Origin of the sequence: Pseudochrobactrum lubricantis, assembly GCF_041929865.1 — a bacterium.
GTDB lineage: Bacteria > Pseudomonadota > Alphaproteobacteria > Rhizobiales > Rhizobiaceae > Pseudochrobactrum > Pseudochrobactrum saccharolyticum.
Genome location: NZ_JBHEEE010000005.1, coordinates 77605 through 99060, shown reverse-complemented (window position 1 = coordinate 99060; position 21456 = coordinate 77605). Strand labels below are relative to the sequence as shown.

Annotated in this window: 19 protein-coding genes, 1 tRNA gene and 1 riboswitch; of the genes, 8 read left to right on the top strand and 12 right to left on the bottom strand. The window is 51.4% G+C overall.

The window, feature by feature from the left end; genetic code table 11:
- Nucleotides 1-2: 2 nt before the first annotated feature.
- Nucleotides 3-1118, bottom strand: coding sequence for a glycine cleavage system aminomethyltransferase GcvT (gene gcvT / locus JNC80_RS11785; protein WP_376710448.1), 1116 nt, complete (start codon nucleotides 1116-1118; stop codon nucleotides 3-5).
- Between the two features lie 147 nt (nucleotides 1119-1265).
- A riboswitch (glycine riboswitch) is annotated at nucleotides 1266-1351 on the bottom strand.
- Between the two features lie 464 nt (nucleotides 1352-1815).
- On the opposite strand from gcvT, the gene JNC80_RS11780 reads away from it, so the two are divergent.
- Nucleotides 1816-1891: transfer RNA gene (locus JNC80_RS11780), tRNA-Phe, on the top strand.
- 73 nt (nucleotides 1892-1964) lie between these two features.
- Here the strand turns inward: JNC80_RS11780 and JNC80_RS11775 are convergent.
- The 5 genes from JNC80_RS11775 to JNC80_RS11755 all read right to left on the bottom strand — a co-directional run bounded on the left by JNC80_RS11775 (nucleotide 1965) and on the right by JNC80_RS11755 (nucleotide 6020).
- Nucleotides 1965-2474: a hypothetical protein gene (locus JNC80_RS11775; protein WP_376710447.1), complete on the bottom strand. Its 510-nt coding sequence runs from the start codon at nucleotides 2472-2474 to the stop codon at nucleotides 1965-1967.
- Nucleotides 2475-2523: 49 nt separating this feature from the next.
- The gene (locus tag JNC80_RS11770; protein WP_225688946.1) at nucleotides 2524-2679 is read right to left on the bottom strand and encodes a hypothetical protein; all 156 of its coding nucleotides are present in this window, start codon (nucleotides 2677-2679) and stop codon (nucleotides 2524-2526) included.
- A gap of 130 nt (nucleotides 2680-2809) precedes the next feature.
- The gene (locus JNC80_RS11765; protein ID WP_376710446.1) at nucleotides 2810-4321 is read right to left on the bottom strand and encodes a tripartite tricarboxylate transporter permease; all 1512 of its coding nucleotides are present in this window, start codon (nucleotides 4319-4321) and stop codon (nucleotides 2810-2812) included.
- Nucleotides 4322-4369: 48 nt separating this feature from the next.
- Nucleotides 4370-4828 (bottom strand): tripartite tricarboxylate transporter TctB family protein, encoded by a 459-nt coding sequence (locus JNC80_RS11760; RefSeq protein WP_022709606.1) that lies wholly within the window; start codon nucleotides 4826-4828, stop codon nucleotides 4370-4372.
- A 220-nt stretch (nucleotides 4829-5048) separates the two neighbouring features.
- Nucleotides 5049-6020: a Bug family tripartite tricarboxylate transporter substrate binding protein gene (locus JNC80_RS11755; RefSeq protein ID WP_376710445.1), complete on the bottom strand. Its 972-nt coding sequence runs from the start codon at nucleotides 6018-6020 to the stop codon at nucleotides 5049-5051.
- Nucleotides 6021-6242: 222 nt separating this feature from the next.
- Between JNC80_RS11755 and JNC80_RS11750 the strand changes: the two genes are divergently transcribed.
- From JNC80_RS11750 to JNC80_RS11740, 3 genes are read left to right on the top strand one after another with little or no spacing between them, the layout of a single operon-like run.
- The gene (locus JNC80_RS11750; protein ID WP_151159535.1) at nucleotides 6243-6917 is read left to right on the top strand and encodes a response regulator transcription factor; all 675 of its coding nucleotides are present in this window, start codon (nucleotides 6243-6245) and stop codon (nucleotides 6915-6917) included.
- The gene (locus JNC80_RS11745; protein WP_376710444.1) at nucleotides 6907-8289 is read left to right on the top strand and encodes a sensor histidine kinase; all 1383 of its coding nucleotides are present in this window, start codon (nucleotides 6907-6909) and stop codon (nucleotides 8287-8289) included. Before JNC80_RS11750 ends, JNC80_RS11745 begins: the two co-directional genes overlap by 11 nt.
- Entirely contained in the window at nucleotides 8286-9392 is a 1107-nt protein-coding gene (locus JNC80_RS11740; RefSeq protein WP_376710443.1) for an ABC transporter substrate-binding protein, read from the top strand. Before JNC80_RS11745 ends, JNC80_RS11740 begins: the two co-directional genes overlap by 4 nt.
- 72 nt (nucleotides 9393-9464) lie before the next feature.
- Here the strand turns inward: JNC80_RS11740 and JNC80_RS11735 are convergent, their stop codons facing one another.
- The 6 genes from JNC80_RS11735 to JNC80_RS11710 form a co-directional block, all read right to left on the bottom strand.
- On the bottom strand, nucleotides 9465-10142 hold the full coding sequence (locus JNC80_RS11735; protein ID WP_225688938.1) for an outer membrane protein: 678 nt from the start codon (nucleotides 10140-10142) through the stop codon (nucleotides 9465-9467).
- Between the two features lie 275 nt (nucleotides 10143-10417).
- Nucleotides 10418-10882, bottom strand: coding sequence for a GNAT family N-acetyltransferase (locus JNC80_RS11730; protein WP_376710442.1), 465 nt, complete (start codon nucleotides 10880-10882; stop codon nucleotides 10418-10420).
- Nucleotides 10883-10978: 96 nt separating this feature from the next.
- Nucleotides 10979-12955: a MacB family efflux pump subunit gene (locus JNC80_RS11725; protein WP_376710592.1), complete on the bottom strand. Its 1977-nt coding sequence runs from the start codon at nucleotides 12953-12955 to the stop codon at nucleotides 10979-10981.
- 2 nt (nucleotides 12956-12957) lie between these two features.
- Entirely contained in the window at nucleotides 12958-14187 is a 1230-nt protein-coding gene (locus JNC80_RS11720; RefSeq protein ID WP_376710441.1) for an efflux RND transporter periplasmic adaptor subunit, read from the bottom strand.
- Between the two features lie 28 nt (nucleotides 14188-14215).
- Nucleotides 14216-15676, bottom strand: coding sequence for an efflux transporter outer membrane subunit (locus JNC80_RS11715; RefSeq protein ID WP_376710440.1), 1461 nt, complete (start codon nucleotides 15674-15676; stop codon nucleotides 14216-14218).
- A 311-nt stretch (nucleotides 15677-15987) separates the two neighbouring features.
- Complete coding sequence (locus tag JNC80_RS11710) at nucleotides 15988-16656, bottom strand: GntR family transcriptional regulator (RefSeq protein ID WP_028233297.1); 669 nt, start codon at nucleotides 16654-16656, stop codon at nucleotides 15988-15990.
- Nucleotides 16657-17057: 401 nt separating this feature from the next.
- Here JNC80_RS11710 and JNC80_RS11705 point away from each other — a divergent pair, with 401 nt between their 5' ends.
- The 4 genes from JNC80_RS11705 to JNC80_RS11690 all read left to right on the top strand — a co-directional run bounded on the left by JNC80_RS11705 (nucleotide 17058) and on the right by JNC80_RS11690 (nucleotide 21447).
- Nucleotides 17058-18428 carry an aspartate aminotransferase family protein gene (locus tag JNC80_RS11705; RefSeq protein ID WP_213600195.1) on the top strand — a complete coding sequence of 457 codons (1371 nt, stop codon included), beginning with the start codon at nucleotides 17058-17060 and terminating at the stop codon, nucleotides 18426-18428.
- Nucleotides 18429-18750: 322 nt separating this feature from the next.
- Entirely contained in the window at nucleotides 18751-19572 is an 822-nt protein-coding gene (locus JNC80_RS11700; RefSeq protein ID WP_376710439.1) for an ABC transporter permease, read from the top strand.
- Nucleotides 19569-20333, top strand: a complete 765-nt coding sequence (locus tag JNC80_RS11695; protein ID WP_376710438.1) for an ABC transporter ATP-binding protein — start codon at nucleotides 19569-19571, stop codon at nucleotides 20331-20333. The genes JNC80_RS11700 and JNC80_RS11695 overlap by 4 nt, the downstream gene beginning before the upstream one ends.
- 97 nt (nucleotides 20334-20430) lie before the next feature.
- Nucleotides 20431-21447, top strand: a complete 1017-nt coding sequence (locus JNC80_RS11690; protein WP_376710437.1) for an ABC transporter substrate-binding protein — start codon at nucleotides 20431-20433, stop codon at nucleotides 21445-21447.
- The last annotated feature ends 9 nt before the right edge of the window (nucleotides 21448-21456 follow it).

The following is a 21456-nucleotide window of genomic DNA, read 5'->3' as shown; positions in this document are numbered from 1 at the left end:
GATTATCCTTTGTGATAGCGAGGTTGGGTAAATGGAAGTGTATGGACGTCTACAGGCACTTTATTGCCGCGGACTTCCGCAAAAAGACGTGTGCCCGGTTCCTTCAGATCGGCTCTGACATAACCCATGGCAACAGGAAAACCGGCTGAAGGGCCGAAGCCGCCGGACGTGATTTCACCGACTTCGCTGCCGGCTTCATCAAACAGTTTGGTGCCGGCGCGAACCGGCTGACGGCCTTCAGGCTTGATGCCGACGCGGCGCTTTTCAGGGCCGTTAGCAATCAGTTCCAGAACTTTAGCGGCGGCAGGGAAAGCGGCGGTTTCACGCACAGCTTTGGTGATCGCCCATGTCAGACCCGCGGAAACCGGATCGATGGTTTCAGTGATGTCCTGACCATGCAGGCAAAGACCGGCTTCAAGGCGCAGGCTGTCGCGGGCGGCAAGGCCGATCCATGCAACGCGGGAATCGCCCAGCAGAGATTTCGCCAGTGCCTGTGCATCGCTGAGCGGTGCGGCAATTTCAAAACCATCTTCACCGGTATAACCGGAGCGGGTAACGAACCAGCCCTGTTTTGGCTCAAAACCATGCATGAATTTCAGCTCGTCAGTGCTGAAACCTAGAACAGATGCGAGGCTTTTCATAACATCAGCAGCCTGCGGGCCCTGAATGGCAAGCAGAACGCGGTCAAGCGGGGTTACTGTGCAGTTGAGATCTGCAGCACCTTTTTGGAAATGCGCAATATCAATATCGGCATTACCGGCATTGGCAACGATCATGAAACGCTCGTCACCCAGACGGGTCACGATCAGGTCATCAATGATGCCTGCGTCATTATTCATCAGGAATGTATATTTCGACTGGCCTTCATTGAGTTTGGTGACATCAATCGGGCACAGCTTTGCAAACAAAGCGGCAGCATCGCTGCCTGAAACTTCGATGAGTTTCATATGCGAGATGTCGAACAGACCAGCCTGTTCACGTGTATGAACATGCTCTTTCATCACGCCAAGCGGATAAGTCAGCGGCATGTTCCAACCGGCAAAGCCGCCGAAACGGGCACCGGATGCAATATGTAGTTCTTCCAGCGGAAGCGTTTTTAAAGAAGATGTATCGCCCATTTTTCACTCCAGAGACACACGTCCGCCTTCCGCAAAAGCGGAAAGCCATGATGTACCCCTCTGTCGGAAGCCTGAGAGACTCGCAAGCCTGTTGAGGCTTACTTACACCTTCGGCGCGGGGTTTCCCCCGACTTTCCAGAGTTGCCTTGCTTTTCTGCGGTTCTTGGTACCTGAGAGATTTCGGGCGATTTCCCCTTCGGTGGCCGTTACCGGCACTCTCCCGCAGACAAACAGGAATCAGGATATGATCCTCTCCTCGACATGCGTGCCTTTTATCGCAGCTGGCTGGTGAAGTCATCTGGAATTATTATAATGCGGCTCTTTGCGCAGTGATTGAATGTCGCGTCTTTTGAAAAAGCGGTTTTGGCAGCGACACAGAATGCACAATATAAGACGTATGGAATTTTCTGCACTGTCAAAACCACGGCTGAGAATTTTCAACAGGTGGATTCGGGTGATTCACATCTGTTTTTCATCTGCGAGGCAGCGGATTTGTGTGATTTTGAGTTGAGTGCGGGAGTTTTCAAAAGAAAATATCCTTTAAAAATCAAGGAAAATCGGGCTTTTTGAAAATAATTGCCGGTTCGCTGCATAATTTCTGTTCAGGGTGCTGGACAGGCAAAAATTTAATGCTATAAAGCGCTCACATCAGACGGACACCAACACCGTCACGCTGGCCAGATAGGCTTGCAGGGATGCCCGGATAGCTCAGTTGGTAGAGCAGCGGATTGAAAATCCGCGTGTCGGCGGTTCAAATCCGTCTCCGGGCACCACTTTAATTCTCCACTGCCTAGCTTTGAACTTGTTTAATTACCGCTTTGCCGTTCGTTTTGGCGTTCTGTGAAATCAGTGCGGTATTTTTCCGCTGAGTGCTGTGTAACACGCGATCAGCTCATGCATGGCCGCTTCCGGCTGTGCAGATGCAAAATAATAAGGGCCGATTTGCAGTTTTTTTGCTGTCGAGATCAGTTTGATCCAGTCCGCTTCCCCGCTCAGCTCAACCGTTAATGTACCAGCGAGGGGTATGGCTTCGGCTTCGATTTCGCGGCCATTGATAAAAACCGGATAGCGGCCGGTATTTTCTGGAAATTCCTGAGCAACCGACAGCATAACCGATAAACGCGGTTGTTTCTGGTCCGGTGTTGCTTTGACAACCACCATTGAAAACTCGCTCTGCTGTGTGCCTTTCAGAGAGATAAAACAGGAGCATTGTGCGGTCTGCAACGTCCATGCTTCTATCTGCTTTTCAGACAAAGCATGATCCCCGTCTTCCGCATTGCACATTTCCGGTTCTGGCGGTTTGGGAACCGAGAAATATAATGTCCACAGAATGATGACGGAGAATGTTGAGAGCATCACTTATCCGAAAATATCCCGCTGATGTGTTTGAAGCGGCAGGAACACTTCAAGCCGTCAGCAGCAGCGTAATCATCGCAATTGCGGCCAGAGGAATAATCGCCCAATAATATTCCCTGCGCAATTTTCCTGTACTGACCGACAGGGCAATAAGCATCGCGGCAACAATCGGAATAACGATAAACACAATATCAGTCAGTGACATGAGACACTCTTCAAAGGATTTGCAATTGCCGGAGCAAGCCAATCCGTAACATAAAAAAATGACAAAGCCTTATGAAAATGAAGAGGGGGAGCAAATCTGCTCCCCCTCTTGTTGTTCTGCGGCTGTGTAATCAGGCGACTTCGGCAGCAAGGCGTTTTTTCTGACGTGCCCTGCGGGCAAGTACCGCCGGAATAATTGCCACGGCAGCGGCCAGTATCCAGAGGATCAGCGAAATTTTACTCTGGAACAGGATGGAGATATCTCCGCCGCTGATGGCCAGTGCATTGCGCAGATTCACTTCCATCATATTGCCGAGCACAAAGCCCAGAATAATCGGCGCCATATCGAAGCCCGCTTTACGCAGCAGCCAGCCGACCATGCCGATGGCAAGCATCAGCAGCACTGCAAAGACAGATGCATGACTGGAATAGACACCGATAATTGAGAGGATGAGGATACCCGGCACCAGAATCCAGTTCGGCAAAGTCAGAAGACGCGCAAATATATTGACGAGCGGCAGGTTGAGCAACAGCAGCAGAATATTACCGATGAACAGGGAAGCAATCAGCCCGCCCACAATTTCAGGGCGTTCGGCAATCAGCATCGGGCCCGGCTGAATATTATAGAGCATCAACGCACCAAGCATAACGGCAGTGGTGCCTGATCCCGGTACACCCAGCGTCAGCATTGGCACAAAGGCACCGCAGGCTGTTGCATTATTCGCCGCTTCCGGTGCCGCAAGGCCGCGGACATCGCCTTTGCCGAAAGTACCCTCCGTGTCGGAGATACGTTTTTCAGTTGTATAGGAGACAGCACTGGAAACGGATGCGCCGGTGCCGGGCAAAACGCCGACGATGAAGCCGATGAAAGAACCACGCAATGTTGCGCCGGTTGAGCGCACAACATCACTCCAGCGGGCAAACATACGTCCCATATTGCGGATAACAGTATGGCCTTTGGCCTGATTTTCCAGAATGAGTAATGCTTCCGAGATTGAGAAGAGACCAATCACCAGCACAACAAATTCAATACCATCGCCGAGTTCCGGTTCATTGAAAGTGAAGCGACAGGCGCCGGAGGTGGCATCAAGGCCGACAGTTGCCAGCATCAGACCGAGTACACAGCCGATCAGTGTTTTGGCAGGTTGTGAACCGACCATGGAGCCGAGTGTGGCAAAGGCAAACACCATCAGTACAAAATATTCGGCCGGACCAAAGCCGATCGCAATGCCGGACAGCAGTGGCGCAAAAAGTGCCAGCCCTGTTGCGCCGATCATGCCGCCGACGAATGAGGCCAGTCCGGACAGCATCAGCGCTTCACCGGCACGTCCCTGACGCGCCATCGGATTTCCGTCCAGCGCAGTCATCACCGCACCGGCATCACCCGGTACATTGAGCAGGATTGAGGAAATACGACCGCCATATTCGGCACCGCAATAAATGGCTGCCAGCAGGATCATTGTGCTTTCCGGCGGCAGACCCATTGTATAGGCAATCGGCAGCAGCAGAGCGATGCCGTTAATGGGGCCGATGGCGGGCAGGGCGCCGACCATAGTGCCGATAAAAGCGCCGATCAGGCCGATGAGAAGATTTTGAGTTGTGAGGGCAACGGCAAAACCGTTCCAGAGATAATCAAGATTCATGTGAGAAATTCCTTTCGGCGGAAAAATGGCCGGCTGAGATACGGCCAATCAGCCAAAAACAATGCCCTTGGGCAGATAGACTTCGAGCAAATAGGAAAACACAAACCACCAGAGCAGGGCTTGTACTGCGCCACCTGCCAGTGCGAATTTCAGCGGTGCGCCAAACAGGGCTGCAATTACGGTAACGATGAAGAAAACAGTCAGCAGAAACCCTGCGGTTTCAAGCATGAGCACGGCCACAACCAGTGTCAGGGGTACGGCGAGTACCCGCAGCAATGTGGCTCCGCGCGGAAAATCTTCAGCCTCGCCCGGATTTCTGAGATAAAAGAAACATAGCAACCCGAGAATGATTGCCAGCATCACCGGCACGACCCTTGGTCCGAGCGGATCTGACGCAAAAGCATAGTCAATGCGACTGCCACCGATGCCGTAAACCACGGCCAGCACCAAAAAACAGGCCGCATAAATCAGTCCTGTACGTTTTGAATTGACTGAGTTTTCGGACATAAATTGCCTCCTGCATCGCCGCCGGTAAGGCGGTTGCCGCATAATTTGTTCATGGCTTTGCGAAGATGCTGATGCATATCCGGACACAGCCAGAGAAGTGTAGAAGTGAAACGGATTGATCCTGCTATACTGGCAAAAGCACAGAATGCGGGATTAGTCAGGGCCGAGAGCACCATGCAGGCGGCACGGAATGGAGGTCGCGCCACCTGCAAAGCTGCGCTTACATACCTGCTTCTTTGGCCAGTGTTTTAAAGCGTGCTACATCAGCTTTAACCTGATCGTCAAAAGCCTGCCCGATCTGAGTATAGGCATAAAGGCCGCGCGCTTCACGCTCCTGCGCAAATTCCGGTGTTTCTGCCATTTTGGCAAAAGCATCGACCCACCATTTATAATCGGTATCAGAAACGTCCTTGCCGACATAGTAACCGCGCCAGACCGGCCAGTCGATTTCAACGCCCTGTTCGCGGGCAGTTGCCACATCTTTGAGATCACCCGGCAGACGCTCCGGTGCCATCACCGCAAGAATACGCACTTTGCCTGCGGCATGATGCTTTGACATTTCTGCTGCATCACCGGCGCCGACTTTGACATGACCGCCTTCCAGAGCTGTCAGTACCGCGCCGCCGCCTTCAAGCGCGACATAGCGCATTTGTTTCGGATCCTGACCGGCATTTTTGGCCAACAGCGAACCCTTCATCCAGTCCTGCGAGCCGACTGCGCCACCGCCTGCAATGGCGAAGTCAGATGGGTTTTCTTTATAGGCGGCAATCAGTTCCTGAAGGTTTTTGTAAGGGGAATCTGCCGCCACAACCAGCACGCCGTAATCTGTACCGAGCGCACCAAGCCAGCGGACGGCACTTTCATCATATTTACCAAATTTGCCCTGTGCGATCAGCAGTGCCGAGCCGGTGGAGGCTGCTGCGATCATATTATTATCGGCTGCGCGTTTGCCGATGACATGATTATAAGCAACTGCGCCGACGCCGCCTTCCATATAGGTGACAGCCATTGGTTTATTGATTGTTTTTGTCGCCAGCAGTGCATTTGCTGCCAGACGGCAGGTCAGATCAAAACCGCCGCCTGGCTTCGCCCCCGCGAGACATTCCGGTTTTGACGGTTCAGCCTGAGCACCTGCTCCCGCAGTGAAAGTCACTCCGGCAACGGCCAATACACCGATAAATAGATGTTTCATATGCGCTCCCTCTCATCCGCTCTGCTGGCGGTTCCTCGCAATATCTGAACGACAACCGGCAGTTTTACATTGCGGTATGAAGACCGCAGCAGCCGGCATCACAGACATTCCTCCCAGTCTGTGATCGGGCGAAACTTCCATATGAACCTGTCATGAGACTGTCACCGAAAATAGATTTTCTCGTTCTTGTGCGCTGCGCTTTTCTCATGTTAACTCGGCACCATGCGCATTCTTTTGGTGGAAGACACAACTGATGTCGGGGAGGCAATCAGCCAGCGCCTGCAAAAAACCGGTCACCTGATTGACTGGCAAACAGACGGCGCTGTGGCTGCGGAAATTCTCGGCTTTACCGAATATGATCTGGTTATTCTCGACGTTATGCTGCCCGGCATGAACGGTTTCGAGATACTGAAACATATCCGTAAGACCGGTAATATGACGCCGGTGCTGATTTTGACGGCGCGTTCCGAAGTTGAAGACCGTGTAGGTGCGCTGGATATCGGCGCGGATGATTATCTGGTGAAGCCCTTTGATTTCCGCGAGCTTGAGGCGCGTATCAGGGTGCTGTTACGCCGCAAAAACGGTGGTGCCACCAATCTTATCACCTGCGGCGACCTTATTCTTGACCGGCAAAGCCGCTCGGTCTCGGTGGGTACAAAAGAAATTCAGCTGAAAAGGCGTGAAATCGCAATATTGGAATTGCTGCTCTCAAGGCCGGGACGGTTGTTCAGCAAGGGTGAGCTGATGGATCATCTCTACGGTTTTGATGAAGAGGTGAACAGCAATGCTGTTGAGCTTTATATCAGCCGTCTGAGAAAAAAGATTGAGGGCGCGCGCGTCAGGATCATTACACAGCGTGGCATCGGCTACCAGATGGTTGCAGATAATGGCACGTGAGCATTCGCTTTTTGGCAGGCTGGTTCTACGGGTCACGATCATTCTGACTATCGGCGCGGCATTGCTTATCACCGCTGCGTGGTATTATGGGCGCAGTGCTGCCAGTCAGACCTATGACCGGTTGCTGCTCGGTGCTGCTTTGCAAATGGCCGGCAGCCTGTCCATCGAAGATGGCAAGCTGAATGCCAGTCTGCCGGTTTCGGCCTTTGAATTGCTGGGATTCTCACAGGAAGACCGTATTTTTTACCGCCTGATTGATACGGAAGGGCAAACCCTGACAGGTTATCGCGATCTGGCCGGTTATATTGATTATACTGCGGCGCGGACGGGGCCGGTTTTTCTCAATGATGTTTATCGCGACACGCCTGTGCGTCTGGTGGTTGTCTCCCGTGTTTTGTCGGATCCGCCTTTATCCGGATGGGCCTATGTGCTGGTGGCGCAAACAACCGAGGCCAGAAATGCGCTGACACAGGAAATTACCAGCCGTGCTATTCTGCTCGTTATTCTGATGAGTTTTCTGGCGCTGATCGCGGGTATTCTGGCAATACGCTATTCGCTGCAACCCGTGGCGGCGCTTGGCAGCGCGCTGCATAAACGTGATCCGCAGGATCTGACCCCGCTTGATCTTGATATTCCGACCGAAATGAAGCCGTTTATCGGCTCAATCAATCATTTTATGAACCGGCTTGACCAGAGGGTAATGCTGCTGCAGCGCTTTATTGCCGATGCGGCACATCAAATACGCACGCCGCTGACAGCTTTGGCTGCACAGGCAGATATGTTGGAAACCGAAACCCTGCCGGCAAATGCACAACATTCCCTGCAACGTATGCGCGTTCGTATCACGGAATTATCAAGACTGACGGGGCAGTTGCTCAATCATGCCATGGTCATTCACAGGGCAGGAACTGTTCATCTGGAAAAGACAGATCTGGTTATTGTCGCCAGACAGGCTTTCCGCATGGCTGTGCCGGTGACAGTTAACCCTGATATTGTTGTGTCATTTGAGGCCGCGCAAAAACAAGTGCCGGTAGCGGGGGATATTGTCAGTCTGCGCGAGGCAATTGCCAATATTATCGATAATGCCCTGCGCCATGGCAGCAAGGCTGAACTTGCGGTCAGGGTTTCCGCAGAAAACAACCGTGCTCTGGTGGAGGTTTCTGATGACGGGGAGGGTATCCCGCCTGAAAAATGGCCACATGTTGTTGAGCGCTTCATGACATCGAAGCCGCATGAGGGTAATTCCGGTCTGGGTTTTGCCATCGCCTCGGAAGTCGCAACTGCCCATAGTGGTCTGATCCGCTTCAGGGAAAAAACTGCGCATAGCAATTTCTGTGTCATTCTGGATATTCCGCTGGGGCAGGACACATGATGAGCAAAGATCAGGCCGTGAGATTATCTGTGCTGGCAGTTTGGTTTGTGACTGGTTTTGCATCTCCTGTCAGCGCTTCCGAGGGGACATTCAGTCTGTTTCCTGCCCTGAAACCAGAAACAGAGCGTCTGCAAATCAGCGGGGCGATGGATACAGCGGCGATTGCGCCTTTAATCAGGGACTTTCAAAAGCAAAGACCGGATATAGCTGTTGCCTATAATGATCGTGTAACCAATGATCTTTACGAAGATGCGGATGCGGCCTGCATGGCTAAAACATCTTTTGCTGATGTTATTTTATCATCCTCTGTCGATCATCTGGTCAAACTCGCCAATGACGGATGCGCCCGATCCTATCAGTCGCAATATACGGTCAATGTTCCTGAGTGGACGCAGTGGCGCAATGAAGTTTACGGCTTCACTTTTGAACCGGCCGTTCTGGTCTATAACAGCGATTATGTGGCACCGGATGAAATGGCCGCAACACATGGCGAACTGGCTGATCTGCTGCGCAGGAAAAATGATTATTATTTCCGCCGTGTCGGAACCTATGATTTGCGGACATCCGGCATAGGCTATTTGCTTGCTTTTCTTGATGCCCAGCAGGCATCCGCGACCTACGGGCGGTTGCTGGAAAGCATGAGCCGGACAGAGAGTGCATTATATTGCTGCAATAATGATGTGCTCAGCAGGCTGGAAAGCGGCGAACTCTATATCGGCTATAATATTCTGGGCTCTTATGCCTATGCCGCGCAAAAGCGGAATCCCAAATTACGCATAACGATGATGCGGGATTATACGCATATTCTCAGCAGGGGTGTTTTATTGCCGCGTTATGCAAAAAACTACCGCCTCGGGGAAAGTTTTCTGGATTATCTGCTTTCACCGCAAGGGAAGGCGGTTGCTTTGCAGGAAGAGATTTCATTTCCGTGGGATGGTGTGCCGCCGTCAGACATTAATGCACCGGGATCTTTGCTGACATCGGGCATTGGCAGGCCGATACGGATCGGTCCTTCCTTGCTGGCGGCGCAGGATCAGATGCGCAGACAGCGCTTTATCAGTGACTGGCAGGACGCAATGCTGCCAGCCTCGCTGGAGCCGTGAGGGTAGCAGAATAATAAAGCTCCGGAATATTGATTGAGTATTCCGGAGATGCTGTTTTAAGAACTGGGGGGCTTAGAATTTATAGGCTATACCCAGCCGTATATTATTGGTGGTGAGTTTTGCCTCCACCAGATCATTATCGTCGATGCCTTTTTTGCCATAGTCGCTGTAGCGATATTCCGCACGCAGCAACAGATTATTGGTCAGCGCATAATCAACACCCGCGCCGAGTGTGAAGCCGACATTGGTATTGGATGTTGTACCGAGATCGGTGTTTCCGGTTGTCAGATTATGTTTAATACCTGCAAAAGCCACGCCACCGGCGACATAAGGCAGCCAGCGTTCATAATTGATACCAAAACGAGCGCGGAGCGCACCTTCCCATTCCACTCTGCTGTTCCAGACATAATTACGTGTGCCGATGAGAATATCGCTATCTTTGCTCAAATCAGAATAATTAATGTCGCCTTCAAGGCCGAATAAATAAGCGTTTGAAAACTCCCAGTTATAACCGGCATAAAGACCGCCCATAAAGCCGTTTGAGTTTGCAGACAGATCGCTATTATAGCCGTATAGCTTTGTCTTCGCCCAATTATACCCGACCTGACCGCCGATATAGGCACCACCCCAGATTGAGGATTCATCATAGGCAGGTGCTTCAGGGCTATTGTAAACGACATCAGCCGCATGAGAAATATTGATATTTGAAATAAAAAACGCAACAGTTAAAAGTAAAAATTTATTTTTCACACAATGACTCCTTATTAAAGCATGAGTAATCAGTATATTTAAATTTAATCAAAATGATGTAGTAAAAATACAACTAGAATCAATGTTATTTTTTCTTATGTAAAACGAAAATTATTAAAGTATAAGCGATTTTATAAGGCAATATAATTTTAAAATTATTTATAATTTATATAATTTATATAATTTGTTTAAATTGTATTTTAATTAAAATTGTTAGTGTAATGATTTACGCTTGCACGTGTGGGGCAGGGGCGATACGCAAAGCCTTGCCCTTGTTATTTATACAAACGCAGTTTCATTTCCCAGCGGTCTAGACCGTCTGCAAAGCCGTTCGGGATTACTTTTACAGCTGTGAAACCAAAACCCTCATAAAATCTGCGGGTATGTTGACTAGTCTCTAATACTACCTCATCAATATTCGGTGTAACCCGCGCCAGAGCCAGTCTTGCCTCTGTTAGGCTGGTTCCTAATCCATGCCCATGAAAATTTCTGTCTACCATACCCCAGGATAATCCGGTCTGACGTTTTGTTGTCTCAATCACTAGACCGCCGCAGGCAATGATGGAATCTTTGTGCGTCAGCACCAGATAGGGCTTGTCTGCATGATTGACGCACTCCAAATGTTGACAAAAATCTGCATATTCTTCCGGTGCAAAATAGAGTGGCACATTGCTGGTGAATACTGCCAGACATGCGGCAAAGTCACTGGATTGGTAAGGTCTGATAATGATATCAATCATATTATGATTATAGCGGGATCAGCATTTGGTTGCTATATGTGGTATCAAAGCAGCGTTAAGAATATATCTAAACACTGATTGCAACATCTAACATAATCAGTCGCGGGCAAGAGCTGCCACAGGGTCAAGCTTGGAGGCATTGCGCGCGGGCAGGAAGCCGAAACAAATCCCGATCAGGCTTGAGCAGATAAATGCGGCGATGATTGAGAATGGTGAATAGATCAGTTCAAATGGTGTATTGAATTGTCTGAACAGCCAGCCGAAGCCCATTGCCACCATAATACCGAGAAAGCCGCCGATCAGACAGACAAGCACGGCTTCGATCAAGAATTGCTGCAATATATCGCTGCGTCTTGCACCGACAGCCATCCGCACACCGATTTCATTGATCCGCTCGGAAACGGAAACCAGCATAATATTCATCACGCCGATACCACCGACCAGCAGCGAAATCAGCGCGATGGCTGAGACCAGCAGGGTGAGTGCCTGCGTTGTGCTGGTGATGGTTTTGCGGATATCATCAGTGTTCAGGATGGTGAAATCCTGCTCACCATGTCGCTGGATCAGGAAAGCGGTGACAGCTTTTTCTGCCAGCTCAGGAGACGTATCATCGCTGATGCGCAAAGTGAGGCTGCGCAAAACGCGTGAACCGGTCATGCGGGTCTGCACTGTGGTATAGGGCAGATAGATGGACAGGTTTTCACTGGAGCCGAACCCGCCTTGCTCCGGCTGCATGATGCCGACAATTCTGACCGGCACATTTTTGAGAATGATAATCTGGCCGACCGGACTGCCGTGGAAATTCGCGAACAGGGTTTTGCGCGTATTCTCGTCAATCACCGCATCCAGCGCGATATCCTGAACGCTTTGCTCGTCAAAAAAGCGTCCTTCAGCAATTTTACTGCCGCGGGTGACAAAATACTGGTCGCTGACGCCGTTAATCAGGGCATTTGCTTCTACGCCGCCAAAACGCGCTGTCGCCGGTGTGGAAACCGTCGGCGTTGCAGCCATAATATAGGGCTGTTTGGCAAGCTGATTGGCATCATCAATCGTCAAAGTGGTGATGCGGGCAGACATTCGGTCGCCAAAGCCGCGTCCGGGGAAAATCTCCAGCGTATTGGTACCGAGACTGCTGATCTGGTCGAGCACCTGTTTTTGTGAGCCTTTGCCGAGTGCCACAACACAGACAACCGAAGCAATGCCGATAATAATACCGAGCATTGTCAGAAAAGTGCGCAGCCGGTGCGCATTCATCGAGCGCAGCGCCATCAGAAAAGCCTCGCCGAAACGATCAGCCAATGTGCCGAGTGATGAGTGCCCGCCTTTGCCTGCACCTGTAGTGGTGGCAATGTCGCTCTCAGGTGCCTGCGCTGTTGCAGCCTTCTCGTCGCGGGTGGTGTCGGAGATGATTTCCCCGTCGCTGATCTCAATGATCCGTTGCGCCCGCTCGGCGACATTGCGGTCATGCGTCACGATGATGATCGTTTTGCCTTCGCGGTGCAGCTCTTCAAGGATTTTCAGAACTTCTTCACCGCTATGGCTATCCAGAGCACCGGTCGGCTCATCGGCCAGAATAACATCGGCATTATTGATCAGCGCACGGGCAATGGAGACACGTTGTTGCTGACCACCGGAAAGCTGACCGGGACGGTGATGAGTCCGGTCTCCCATGCCGAGCCGGTCAAGTATATGAACGGCCTGTTGCTGCCTGTCTTCGCGGTTTTGACCGGCATAAATTGCGGGGATTTCAACATTGCCGACAGCCGACAGTTCATTGAGTAGGTGATAGCGCTGAAAAATGAAACCGAAATGCTCGCGCCGCAGCTGGGCGAGTTCATCAGCATCAAGGTCGGAAGTTTCTCGTCCCGAGATGAAATATTTGCCCTCAGAAGGTCTGTCGAGACAGCCCAGAATATTCATCAGAGTGGACTTGCCGGAGCCGGAAGCGCCGACAATCGCTACCATTTCACCATGGCCGATCGTCAGATTGACATCTTTCAGCACAGTGGTGAAACCGTCTCCTGAAGGATAATGGCGATAAAGATGCTCAAGGGTAATCAGCGGCTTATCCATCATCAGAACCTTATGGAACGGCCACGGCGGCTGCGCGGAACTGCCGGTCCGCCGGCACTGTCGCCGGTGACGATTTTTTCGCCTTCTTTCAGGCCGGAGACAATCTCAACCAGAACCTTGTCATTCAGGCCGGTTTCGACCGGTTTTTCGCTGATAGTCCCGTTTGGCTCCATCACCCGCACCGTGACTTTACCTTTTTCATCAGGCTCAGACAGCGCGGTGGAAGGGATCAGCAAAACATTATCAGCCTGCCCCAAAATGATATGAATTTCAGCAGTCATATAGGTTTTCAGCACACCGTCAGGATTGGCAATGTCAAAAATACCCTTGTAGTAAATGGCTGAGGCTGTGCTGGTGCTGCTGCTCGCCGCACTGGTGCCGCCAAAACTCTTATCGCTGACGATGGATTGCGGCGCGGGTTCCAGAATCTGCAATTTGGCTGTGTAGCGCTTGTTACTTTGGCCGGGAATTGTGAAATAAAGATCCTGCCCTTCTTTGACATTCACCACATCGGCTTCAGAAATATCGGCCTCAACTGTCATGGTGTCGAGCTGGCCGATAATGGCAATGGTTGGTGCCGATTGCACAGCGTTAACAGTCTGGCCTTCCTGTACAACAGTGGCCAGAATTGTGCCGTCAATCGGCGCACGGATTTGCGTATAGCCGAGATTGGCTTCAGCCGTTTCAACGGCGATTTTAGACACTACAATTTGTGCATCGCTTAATGCGATCTGCGCTTCGGCGGATTTAACGGCTTTAACGGCCTTGTCATAATCGGCGCGCGAAATGGCATTGCGCGATACCATCTGCTGCTGACGGGTCAGATCCTGTTTGGCCAGTTCCAGCTGGGCAATTTTATCTTCACGGTCTGCCTGATTGCGAACTTCTTCCGCTTTCGCCTTCCGCAGATCATTCTGCTGGGTGGTGGCATCAATCTGGGCAATCAGATCGTCTTTTTTCACCAACTGTCCGGCTTTGACATTGAGGCTCAGCACACGGCCGGAAGCCTGTGCACCCACAGCCACCAGTCGTGCAGGCTTGAGAATGCCTGTGGCAAGGACTGTGGTTTCAATATCGCCCTTGCGCACCGTATAAGTCATAATCTGCGGGGTTTCAGTCTTGAAATAATCCGCAGTGAAGTAATAGAGAACAGCAGCCAGTCCTGCGATTGCAAGCAACCAGAAGAGCCATTTTTTAGCAAAACCGCGTTTCTTTTTGGAACTACCGTTCATCTATACCTCATCAGCCTGAAACTTCATTTCAGGGTATTCTTTTTTGGGTTACCAGATGCGGCCCTGTATAGCCGTCCTGAATTTCAGCTTTGTCTGTTATAATGGTACCGTCCCAGCCGCCACCCAGTGCCTTTTGCAGGTTGATATAATCCTGCAACAAGCTGACCCTGAGTTGAATCAGGCTGCCTTCATTCGAATAGAGTGAACGCTCGGATGTCAGCAGATCAAGGAAACTCGTGGAGCCGCTCTCATAGAGCGCACGGGAAAGCTCTGTTGCCCGCCGGTAAGACTGTACAGCTTTTTGTGTCTTGGCATATTGAATACGCCGTTGATTAAGCGACACGCTGGCATTCTCAACTTCTTCCAAAGCGGTCAGAATAGCTTTGCGATAGCTGATAAAGGCCTGATCGCGGCTGGCTTTCGCAGCATCGACTGCGGCATTGAGTTGTCCGCCTTTAAACAGCGGAACGGTCAGGCTCGGGCCAAAACCCCAGCTGATTGTGGAGCCTTTTCCAAGATCGCCGATCCGCGCACCGGCAGTGCTGATATTACCGGTGAGGCTGACACTCGGATAGAGAGCCGCCTGTCTCTGGCCGATGACTGCGGTGGAGCGTGCATAATTGCGCTCTGCAACACGCAAATCAGGACGGTTTAGCAATAAATCGGCGGGGATACCGGCCGTCACGATTGCCGGAACCGCAGGAACCGGCTTCGTTTTTTCAAGCGTAGCGGTCAGTGCAGTCGGCGCTTGACCGGTCAATACCGACAGGCGATGCAGGCTCTTGGCATAGGCGGTCTTCAGTTCCGGAATTTGCGCTTCCGTACTGCTGGTCTGCCCTTCCGCATTGGCCAGATCAACTTCGGAAATATCACCGGCATTAAACCGTGCACGGGTCAGTTCAGCGGTTTTACGCTGAGATTTTATGGTGCGTTCTGTCAGCGCAATGCGTGCCTGCAAGCCGCGCAACTCCGCATAATTGCTGGCAATGTCACCGATCATGGTCACCAGAACCGCATGCATATTTTCCTGCTCGGCATCCAGACCATAGCGCGCGGCTTCCACGGAGCGGAGATTGGCGCCGAAAAGATCAAGCTCCCAGCTGGTATTCAGACCGGCAGTGAGACCGGTGCTTTCACCGCTGTCGCCGCTCTTGGAACGCTTTGCGCTGCCTGAGCCGTCAAGCACAGGATATAACGCACCGCCTGCTTGCTGATAGGAGGCACGGGCTTCGCGGATTTTGGCTTTTGCCAGCGCAACATCATTATTGCCTTGCACAGCCTGACCGATCAGATTGTCCAGCACCGGATCATTGAAACGTTTCCACCATTGTGCAAGCTGCGCCGGTTTGGCCGGAGCAGATTTTTGTCCGCTCCAGGAAGCGGGCAATAAAGTGGATGGAGTCTGATAGTCGGGGCCGACAGCGACACAAGACGCGAGAGCCGGAAGCGTTATGCTCAACGTTGCCAGACGCAAAAACAGCACAGTCATGAAATGGCAATATCCCTGAAATATAAATAACAGCCGGAGCATTGCCGCACCCGCCCGGTATTCTCACCGGATGTGCGCAACAATGCGATAAAATCAAGACACCGGAGAGATAAAACATACTCCTGACAAACACCGGCTGTCATGCCGTGTTTGCAGTCTTGTCACAGCTTGGCGATGAAAAAAAGCAAGAAAACTGTTTTTTTACCAAGCTTAACGATTTGTAATGATAAATCCGCTGACTGTGCATAACGGGCAAATGAATTGTCGGGATTTTGTCAGGGCAAACCGTTCAGCCTGAAAAAGATTGTGGATCAGCTGTCCGGACTGTGCAAGCGGATGCGACTGATAATCAGATCGCTGGCTGTCAGAATATCATGAGCGATTGCTGCTTCCGCAGCATCCGCATCGCGATTTTCAATCGCCTCCACGATTTTATAATGGTCATCAATCATTGCCCGTCCGCCATGTTTATAGGCATCGGCAATCAGTGGTCCCATTTGCAGCCATAGCCGGTTGATGATGGAATTGAGCACCGGCATGTCGGCTACTTCCACCAAGGCCGAATGAAAAATATGGTTCATCGCCAAGGCATCGCCCCAGAGCTGTTTTTTCATAGCCTTGTCATTATCTTCGACCAGTTTCCAGAGGCGGGCTATGTCTTTTTTACTGGCCTGTTGAGCTGCCTGTCTGGCGGCAAGTCCTTCAAGACGCACACGGATGGCGCGGATTTCTTCATATTTTTTCTGATCCAGCACCGGTACGCGAATATCCCGCGGTGTTTTCTGAATCAGCGCTTCATCCTGAATGAGCCGCAGCAATGCATCGCGCACTGGCGTAACACTGGTACCCAGTGATGCTGCCAATTCGCGGATTGTCAGCCTTGTGTCCGGCGCGAATTGTCCGCGCATCAGCGCCTGAGAGAGTTTGCGATAGACGATTTCGCCGAGATTATGGTGTTCAAGCGTCTGAAGTTCTGAAATGCCATTCATGCAAGATATGTCCCCCGCAGTGAGCGAACTGTTCTGTTTTTATGATCTCACCCCATATCCGGCCCTGTTTTGCCGGAAATGTTCCGAATAAAATGACTCATCATAACCATGAATAAAATCACGGCAATGTTATTGATTACGCTGTTTATCAGGCCTGTCGCAACAATAAATTGGGCGCTGCGATATGCTTGACAAACTATTATATAAAAAACATGATGCATCAAATGGGAGGCGGGATTTTATTTCAGATCATCGCTTCAGCGGAGAAATTTCAGAGCAGTTTTAAGCCAAAAGCGGAACCGGTTTTAGCTTAGAACTGCGCCGAGCAAAGCGATGAACGGTTTCCGGTTCGGAAAACAAAGACCGTTCTGAAATAAACCAGGTAGGGAACTATGGATAAGCAGCCGAATTCACCTGAAGCGCGTGATATTCAGTATCACCTTCATTCCTATACGAATGCGCGTCGTCATCAGGAAATCGGACCGATGATCCTTGAAAAAGGTGACGGGATCTATGTCGAGGACAATAACGGCAAGCGCTATATTGAAGGTCTGGCCGGTCTGTGGAGTGTGGGCGTAGGCTTCTCGGAACAGCGTCTCGTGGATGCTGCCACCAAACAGATGCAGAAACTGCCTTATTATCACAATTTCGGCCATAAATCCCACGGCCCTGTGATTGATCTGGCGGAGAAGCTGGTGACCATGGCGCCGGTGCCGATGAGCAAGGCGTTTTTCACTAATTCCGGCTCCGAGGCCAATGATACCGCGATTAAAATGCTGTGGTACCGTTCCAATGCACTCGGCCAGCCGCAGCGCAAAAAGATCATCAGCCGCAAGCGCGGTTACCATGGTGTGACCATTGCTGCTGCAAGCCTCACCGGCCTGCCTGCAAACCAGATGTCTTTCGATCTGCCGATTGCCAATATTCTGCACACATCCTGCCCGCATTATTGGCGCGAGGCACTGCCGGGTGAAACGGAAGAACAGTTCACCGACCGTATGGCTGCTGATCTTGAAGCAATGATTCTGGCAGAAGGTCCTGATACTATTGCTGCATTCATCGGCGAGCCGATCATGGGTGCCGGTGGTGTTGTGGTGCCGCCGGACAGCTATTGGGGTAAGATTCAGGCTGTTCTGAAGAAATATGACATTCTGCTGATTGCGGATGAAGTGATCTGCGGTTTCGGCCGTACCGGTAATATGTTCGGTTCCGAGACCTTCAAAATGCAGCCGGATATTATGGTCTTCTCCAAGCAGCTTTCATCCTCTTATCTGCCGATCTCGGCACTTGTAGTGAATGAAAAAGTCTTCGCACCACTGGCTGACGAGAGCAACCGTATCGGTACTTTCGGCCATGGTTATACCGGCGGTGCGCATCCGGTTGCCGCAGCTGTTGCCAATGAAAATATCAAGATTATTGAAGAAAATAATCTGGTCGATAATGCCCGCGAAGTCGGCGCGCATATGCAGAAGCGTCTGCGTGAACTGGCAGACCATCCGCTTGTGGGTGAAGTACGCGGCAAGGGCCTGATCGCAGCGGTTGAACTGGTTGCTGACAAACAGACCAAAGAACCGCTTGAAAAAGCCGGTAATCTCGGCCTGATGGCAAATGCTGCGCTGCTGAACAATGGCGTTATCTGCCGCAATATGCTGGACACTGTTGCATTCTGCCCGCCGCTGATCATCAATGAAAAACAGGTTGATGAAATGGTTGGCGCTTTTGCCAAGGCACTGGATACAGTGGCTGCTGAAGTGAAGAAATAATTTCTTCTGAAAATTGGAATGAAACGGCGCATGTGAGCAATCATATGCGCCGTTTTTATTTATACTCTTTCAAACGACTGCAATATGTGCTTAATCTCGCGCATCCACAGGGGGGCTCCGTAGTGCCGGGGCTGAGATGCTAGTGTCAAACTGGCGGACTCTAAAGCTGATCTGGGTAATACTAGCGGAGCGAGGCGGACCATGTTTTCTGGCGCACAAATTTCCCTTAATACTGTCACGGTAATTCCGGCGGGCTATTTCCGGCTGACCTGAAGAATTTCGCTGCAAGTTTTACCCGTATTCTTGTCATCGGAATTCTGTCATGTCTGTTTATCAAGCTGCCGCTGCAGATTGCCCGCAATCTGCACGCAAATCGTCTGATTATATCGCTACATTTCTGCCTGCCATCTTGTCAGTCAGTGCGGTTTTTCTGTTTTGGGAAAGCTATGTCGCGCTGTCAGGCATCGCACCTTCCGTATTGCCTGCGCCAAGCCGGATTCTTCAGCAGATGTTTCTGCATCGTCAGGCTTTGTGGGATAATACGCTGCCGACAATCCGCGCAACGCTGATCGGTTTCAGTTGCTCGGTCATCACCGCCTGTCTGCTCTCTGTGCTGATTGACCGGTATATTCTGTTGCGGCGGGCGCTGTTTCCGGTTTTTATTATCAGTCAGACCCTGCCGCTGATCGCCATTGCGCCTTTGATTGTGCTGTGGTTCGGCTTTGGCCTGTTGCCGAAAATTCTGCTGGTCTCTCTGGTCACCTTTTTCCCGATGCTGGTAGCACTGGTGCAGGGCTATGCCGCGACGGACAAAGAAATTGAGCATTTGCTGGCCTCAATGGGCGCAGGCAGATGGACGATTTTCCGCTTAGCGCGCATTCCTTCGGCTTTGCCTTACTTCTTCGCCGGCTTACGCATCTCAATTACCTATGCGGTTGTCGGTGCGATATTTGCTGAATATGCGGGCGCGCTGAAAGGGTTGGGCATCTATATTCTCAATGCCAAAAACAACTTCCGGCCTGATCTGGTGCTGGCTGCCGTATTCATCAGTGCTACGCTGACTTTGAGCCTGTTTGGTCTGACATTGTTGGTGCAAAAATGGGTCGCTCCGTGGCTGAAAACAGAGCGGGGGACGGGGCAATGACACGTCTGCAATTGCAATCTGTCGCCAAGTCCTTTGGCGCATTGGAAGTTCTGCGCAATATTTCGCTGCATGTGGCTGAAGGGGAATTTGTCTCGGTTTTGGGGCCGTCCGGTGCGGGTAAATCGACGATTTTCAACCTGCTGACCGGCGCGGAACAGCTTTCGCAAGGGCGCATCATGTTTGACGGTGCACCATTGGCACAGGCACGCGATGCTTTCGCTTTCATGCCGCAGCGCGATGCGCTGATGCCGTGGCGGCGGATGATTGATAATGCCACGCTGGGGCTGGAAGTGCAGGGCATGAGCCGCAAGGATGCCCGCAAATTAGCTGAGCCGCTGTTTGAGGAATTCGGCCTTGCCGGTTTTGAGCAGGCCTATCCGGCGGAATTATCAGGCGGTATGCGCCAGCGGGCAGCCTTGCTGCGCACAGTTGTTCAGCAACGCAAAATGCTGCTGCTGGACGAGCCTTTCGGTGCGCTGGATGCTCTGACCCGCGCTTCGATGCAGCACTGGCTGGAGAGCATGTGGCAGAGCCATCGCTGGACGGCTTTGCTGATTACCCATGATGTGCGGGAAGCCGTTTATCTCTCAGACCGGATTTATGTGTTGTCGGCACGACCGAGCAGGATTGTGCATGAGGTGACTGTCGATCTTCCACGTCCGAGACGAGACTCTATGCACAAAACCGCATTGGAAAAAGCTGCCGCGCTGGAAGCTGAAATTCTAGATCTCCTGCTAAGAGCGGTTCCAGCTATGACTTAAATGTTGGAACCGCTCTAACTATTTGTTTTTACGCATTATCCTGCGCAAAACCGGTTTCCACTTTTGCTGGAAATGCTGTATTTATAAGGAAATAATCATGGCAATTCTCAATCGCCGCCGCCTGTTATCCGCACTGGCTCTGTCCGGTGCAATGAGCCTGCTGCCGGTCACATCTTTCGCCAAAGATCCGGCGAAAGTCACTGTCGCCCTCGACTGGACAGTGAACACCAATCATATCGGCATGTTCATTGCCCGCGATCAGGGTTTTTATAAAGAGGCGGGTCTGGATGTAACGATCCTACCTTATTCAGACACATCAGCGGGGGTGCTGGTCGCCAGTGGCGCTGCGGATTTCGGTATTGTCGGTTCTACCGGCCTGTTCGCGCAGCGCACTGCGGGTGCTGATCTTGTTGGCACCTATGCCGTGGTGCAGCATGAAACCGGTCGTCTGGTCTTTATGGATGACCGGCAGGATATTCAGTCACCGAAAGACCTCGACGGCAAAACCTATGCCGGTTTTGGTTCCAATTGGGAGCGCAGGATGATTGCCAGTATGATCCGCGCTGACGGTGGCAAAGGTGAGTTTGAGATTGTGACACTCGGCACCTCGGCCTATGAGGCATTGGCCAATGGTGCGGTGGATTTCACGTTGGAAATCGTGACATGGGAAGGTGTGAAAAACGAGCTTGAAGGCGTGAAACAGCGGGCATTCCGCTATTCTGATTATGGTGTGCCGGATCAGCATACGACATTGCTGGTCTCATCAGGCAAATATCTCAGTGAAAATTCGGATGCGGCAAAAGCCTTCCTGAGTGCCACACAACGTGGCTATGCTTTCGCTGCCGATCATCCGGATGAGGCGGCCGATATTCTCATTCGCGGTAATCAGGATGTGCTGACCGATGACACGCTGATCCGCGCCTCGCTGAAGGCTCTTAATGACGGGCACTTCCTGCGCGACAGTGATGGTACAATCGGCAAAATGCGCCCTGAAACCATGAATGCTATGGGCGAGTTTTTATTTAAAGCGCAAATTCTCTATGATAAAGAAGGTGCTGTTGTGCAGGAAAAACCGGATTTCTCCGCGTATTTTACCAATGATTTCCTGCCGTAAATAACGGAA

Excerpts from the sequence above, each read along its gene's own strand:
- JNC80_RS11745 (WP_376710444.1), top strand. The coding sequence starts at position 6,907 with ATGGCACGTGAGCATTCGCTTTTTGGCAGGCTGGTTCTACGGGTCACG.
- JNC80_RS11730 (WP_376710442.1), bottom strand. The coding sequence starts at position 10,882 with ATGATTGATATCATTATCAGACCTTACCAATCCAGTGACTTTGCCGCA.
- JNC80_RS11695 (WP_376710438.1), top strand. The coding sequence starts at position 19,569 with ATGACACGTCTGCAATTGCAATCTGTCGCCAAGTCCTTTGGCGCATTG.
- JNC80_RS11750 (WP_151159535.1), top strand. The coding sequence starts at position 6,243 with ATGCGCATTCTTTTGGTGGAAGACACAACTGATGTCGGGGAGGCAATC.
- JNC80_RS11740 (WP_376710443.1), top strand. The coding sequence starts at position 8,286 with ATGATGAGCAAAGATCAGGCCGTGAGATTATCTGTGCTGGCAGTTTGG.
- JNC80_RS11755 (WP_376710445.1), bottom strand. The coding sequence starts at position 6,020 with ATGAAACATCTATTTATCGGTGTATTGGCCGTTGCCGGAGTGACTTTC.
- JNC80_RS11705 (WP_213600195.1), top strand. The coding sequence starts at position 17,058 with ATGGATAAGCAGCCGAATTCACCTGAAGCGCGTGATATTCAGTATCAC.
- JNC80_RS11700 (WP_376710439.1), top strand. The coding sequence starts at position 18,751 with ATGTCTGTTTATCAAGCTGCCGCTGCAGATTGCCCGCAATCTGCACGC.
- JNC80_RS11725 (WP_376710592.1), bottom strand. The coding sequence starts at position 12,955 with ATGGATAAGCCGCTGATTACCCTTGAGCATCTTTATCGCCATTATCCT.
- JNC80_RS11715 (WP_376710440.1), bottom strand. The coding sequence starts at position 15,676 with ATGACTGTGCTGTTTTTGCGTCTGGCAACGTTGAGCATAACGCTTCCG.
- JNC80_RS11770 (WP_225688946.1), bottom strand. The coding sequence starts at position 2,679 with ATGTCACTGACTGATATTGTGTTTATCGTTATTCCGATTGTTGCCGCG.
- JNC80_RS11760 (WP_022709606.1), bottom strand. The coding sequence starts at position 4,828 with ATGTCCGAAAACTCAGTCAATTCAAAACGTACAGGACTGATTTATGCG.
- gcvT (WP_376710448.1), bottom strand. The coding sequence starts at position 1,118 with ATGGGCGATACATCTTCTTTAAAAACGCTTCCGCTGGAAGAACTACAT.
- JNC80_RS11765 (WP_376710446.1), bottom strand. The coding sequence starts at position 4,321 with ATGAATCTTGATTATCTCTGGAACGGTTTTGCCGTTGCCCTCACAACT.
- JNC80_RS11775 (WP_376710447.1), bottom strand. The coding sequence starts at position 2,474 with ATGCTCTCAACATTCTCCGTCATCATTCTGTGGACATTATATTTCTCG.
- JNC80_RS11690 (WP_376710437.1), top strand. The coding sequence starts at position 20,431 with ATGGCAATTCTCAATCGCCGCCGCCTGTTATCCGCACTGGCTCTGTCC.
- JNC80_RS11720 (WP_376710441.1), bottom strand. The coding sequence starts at position 14,187 with ATGAACGGTAGTTCCAAAAAGAAACGCGGTTTTGCTAAAAAATGGCTC.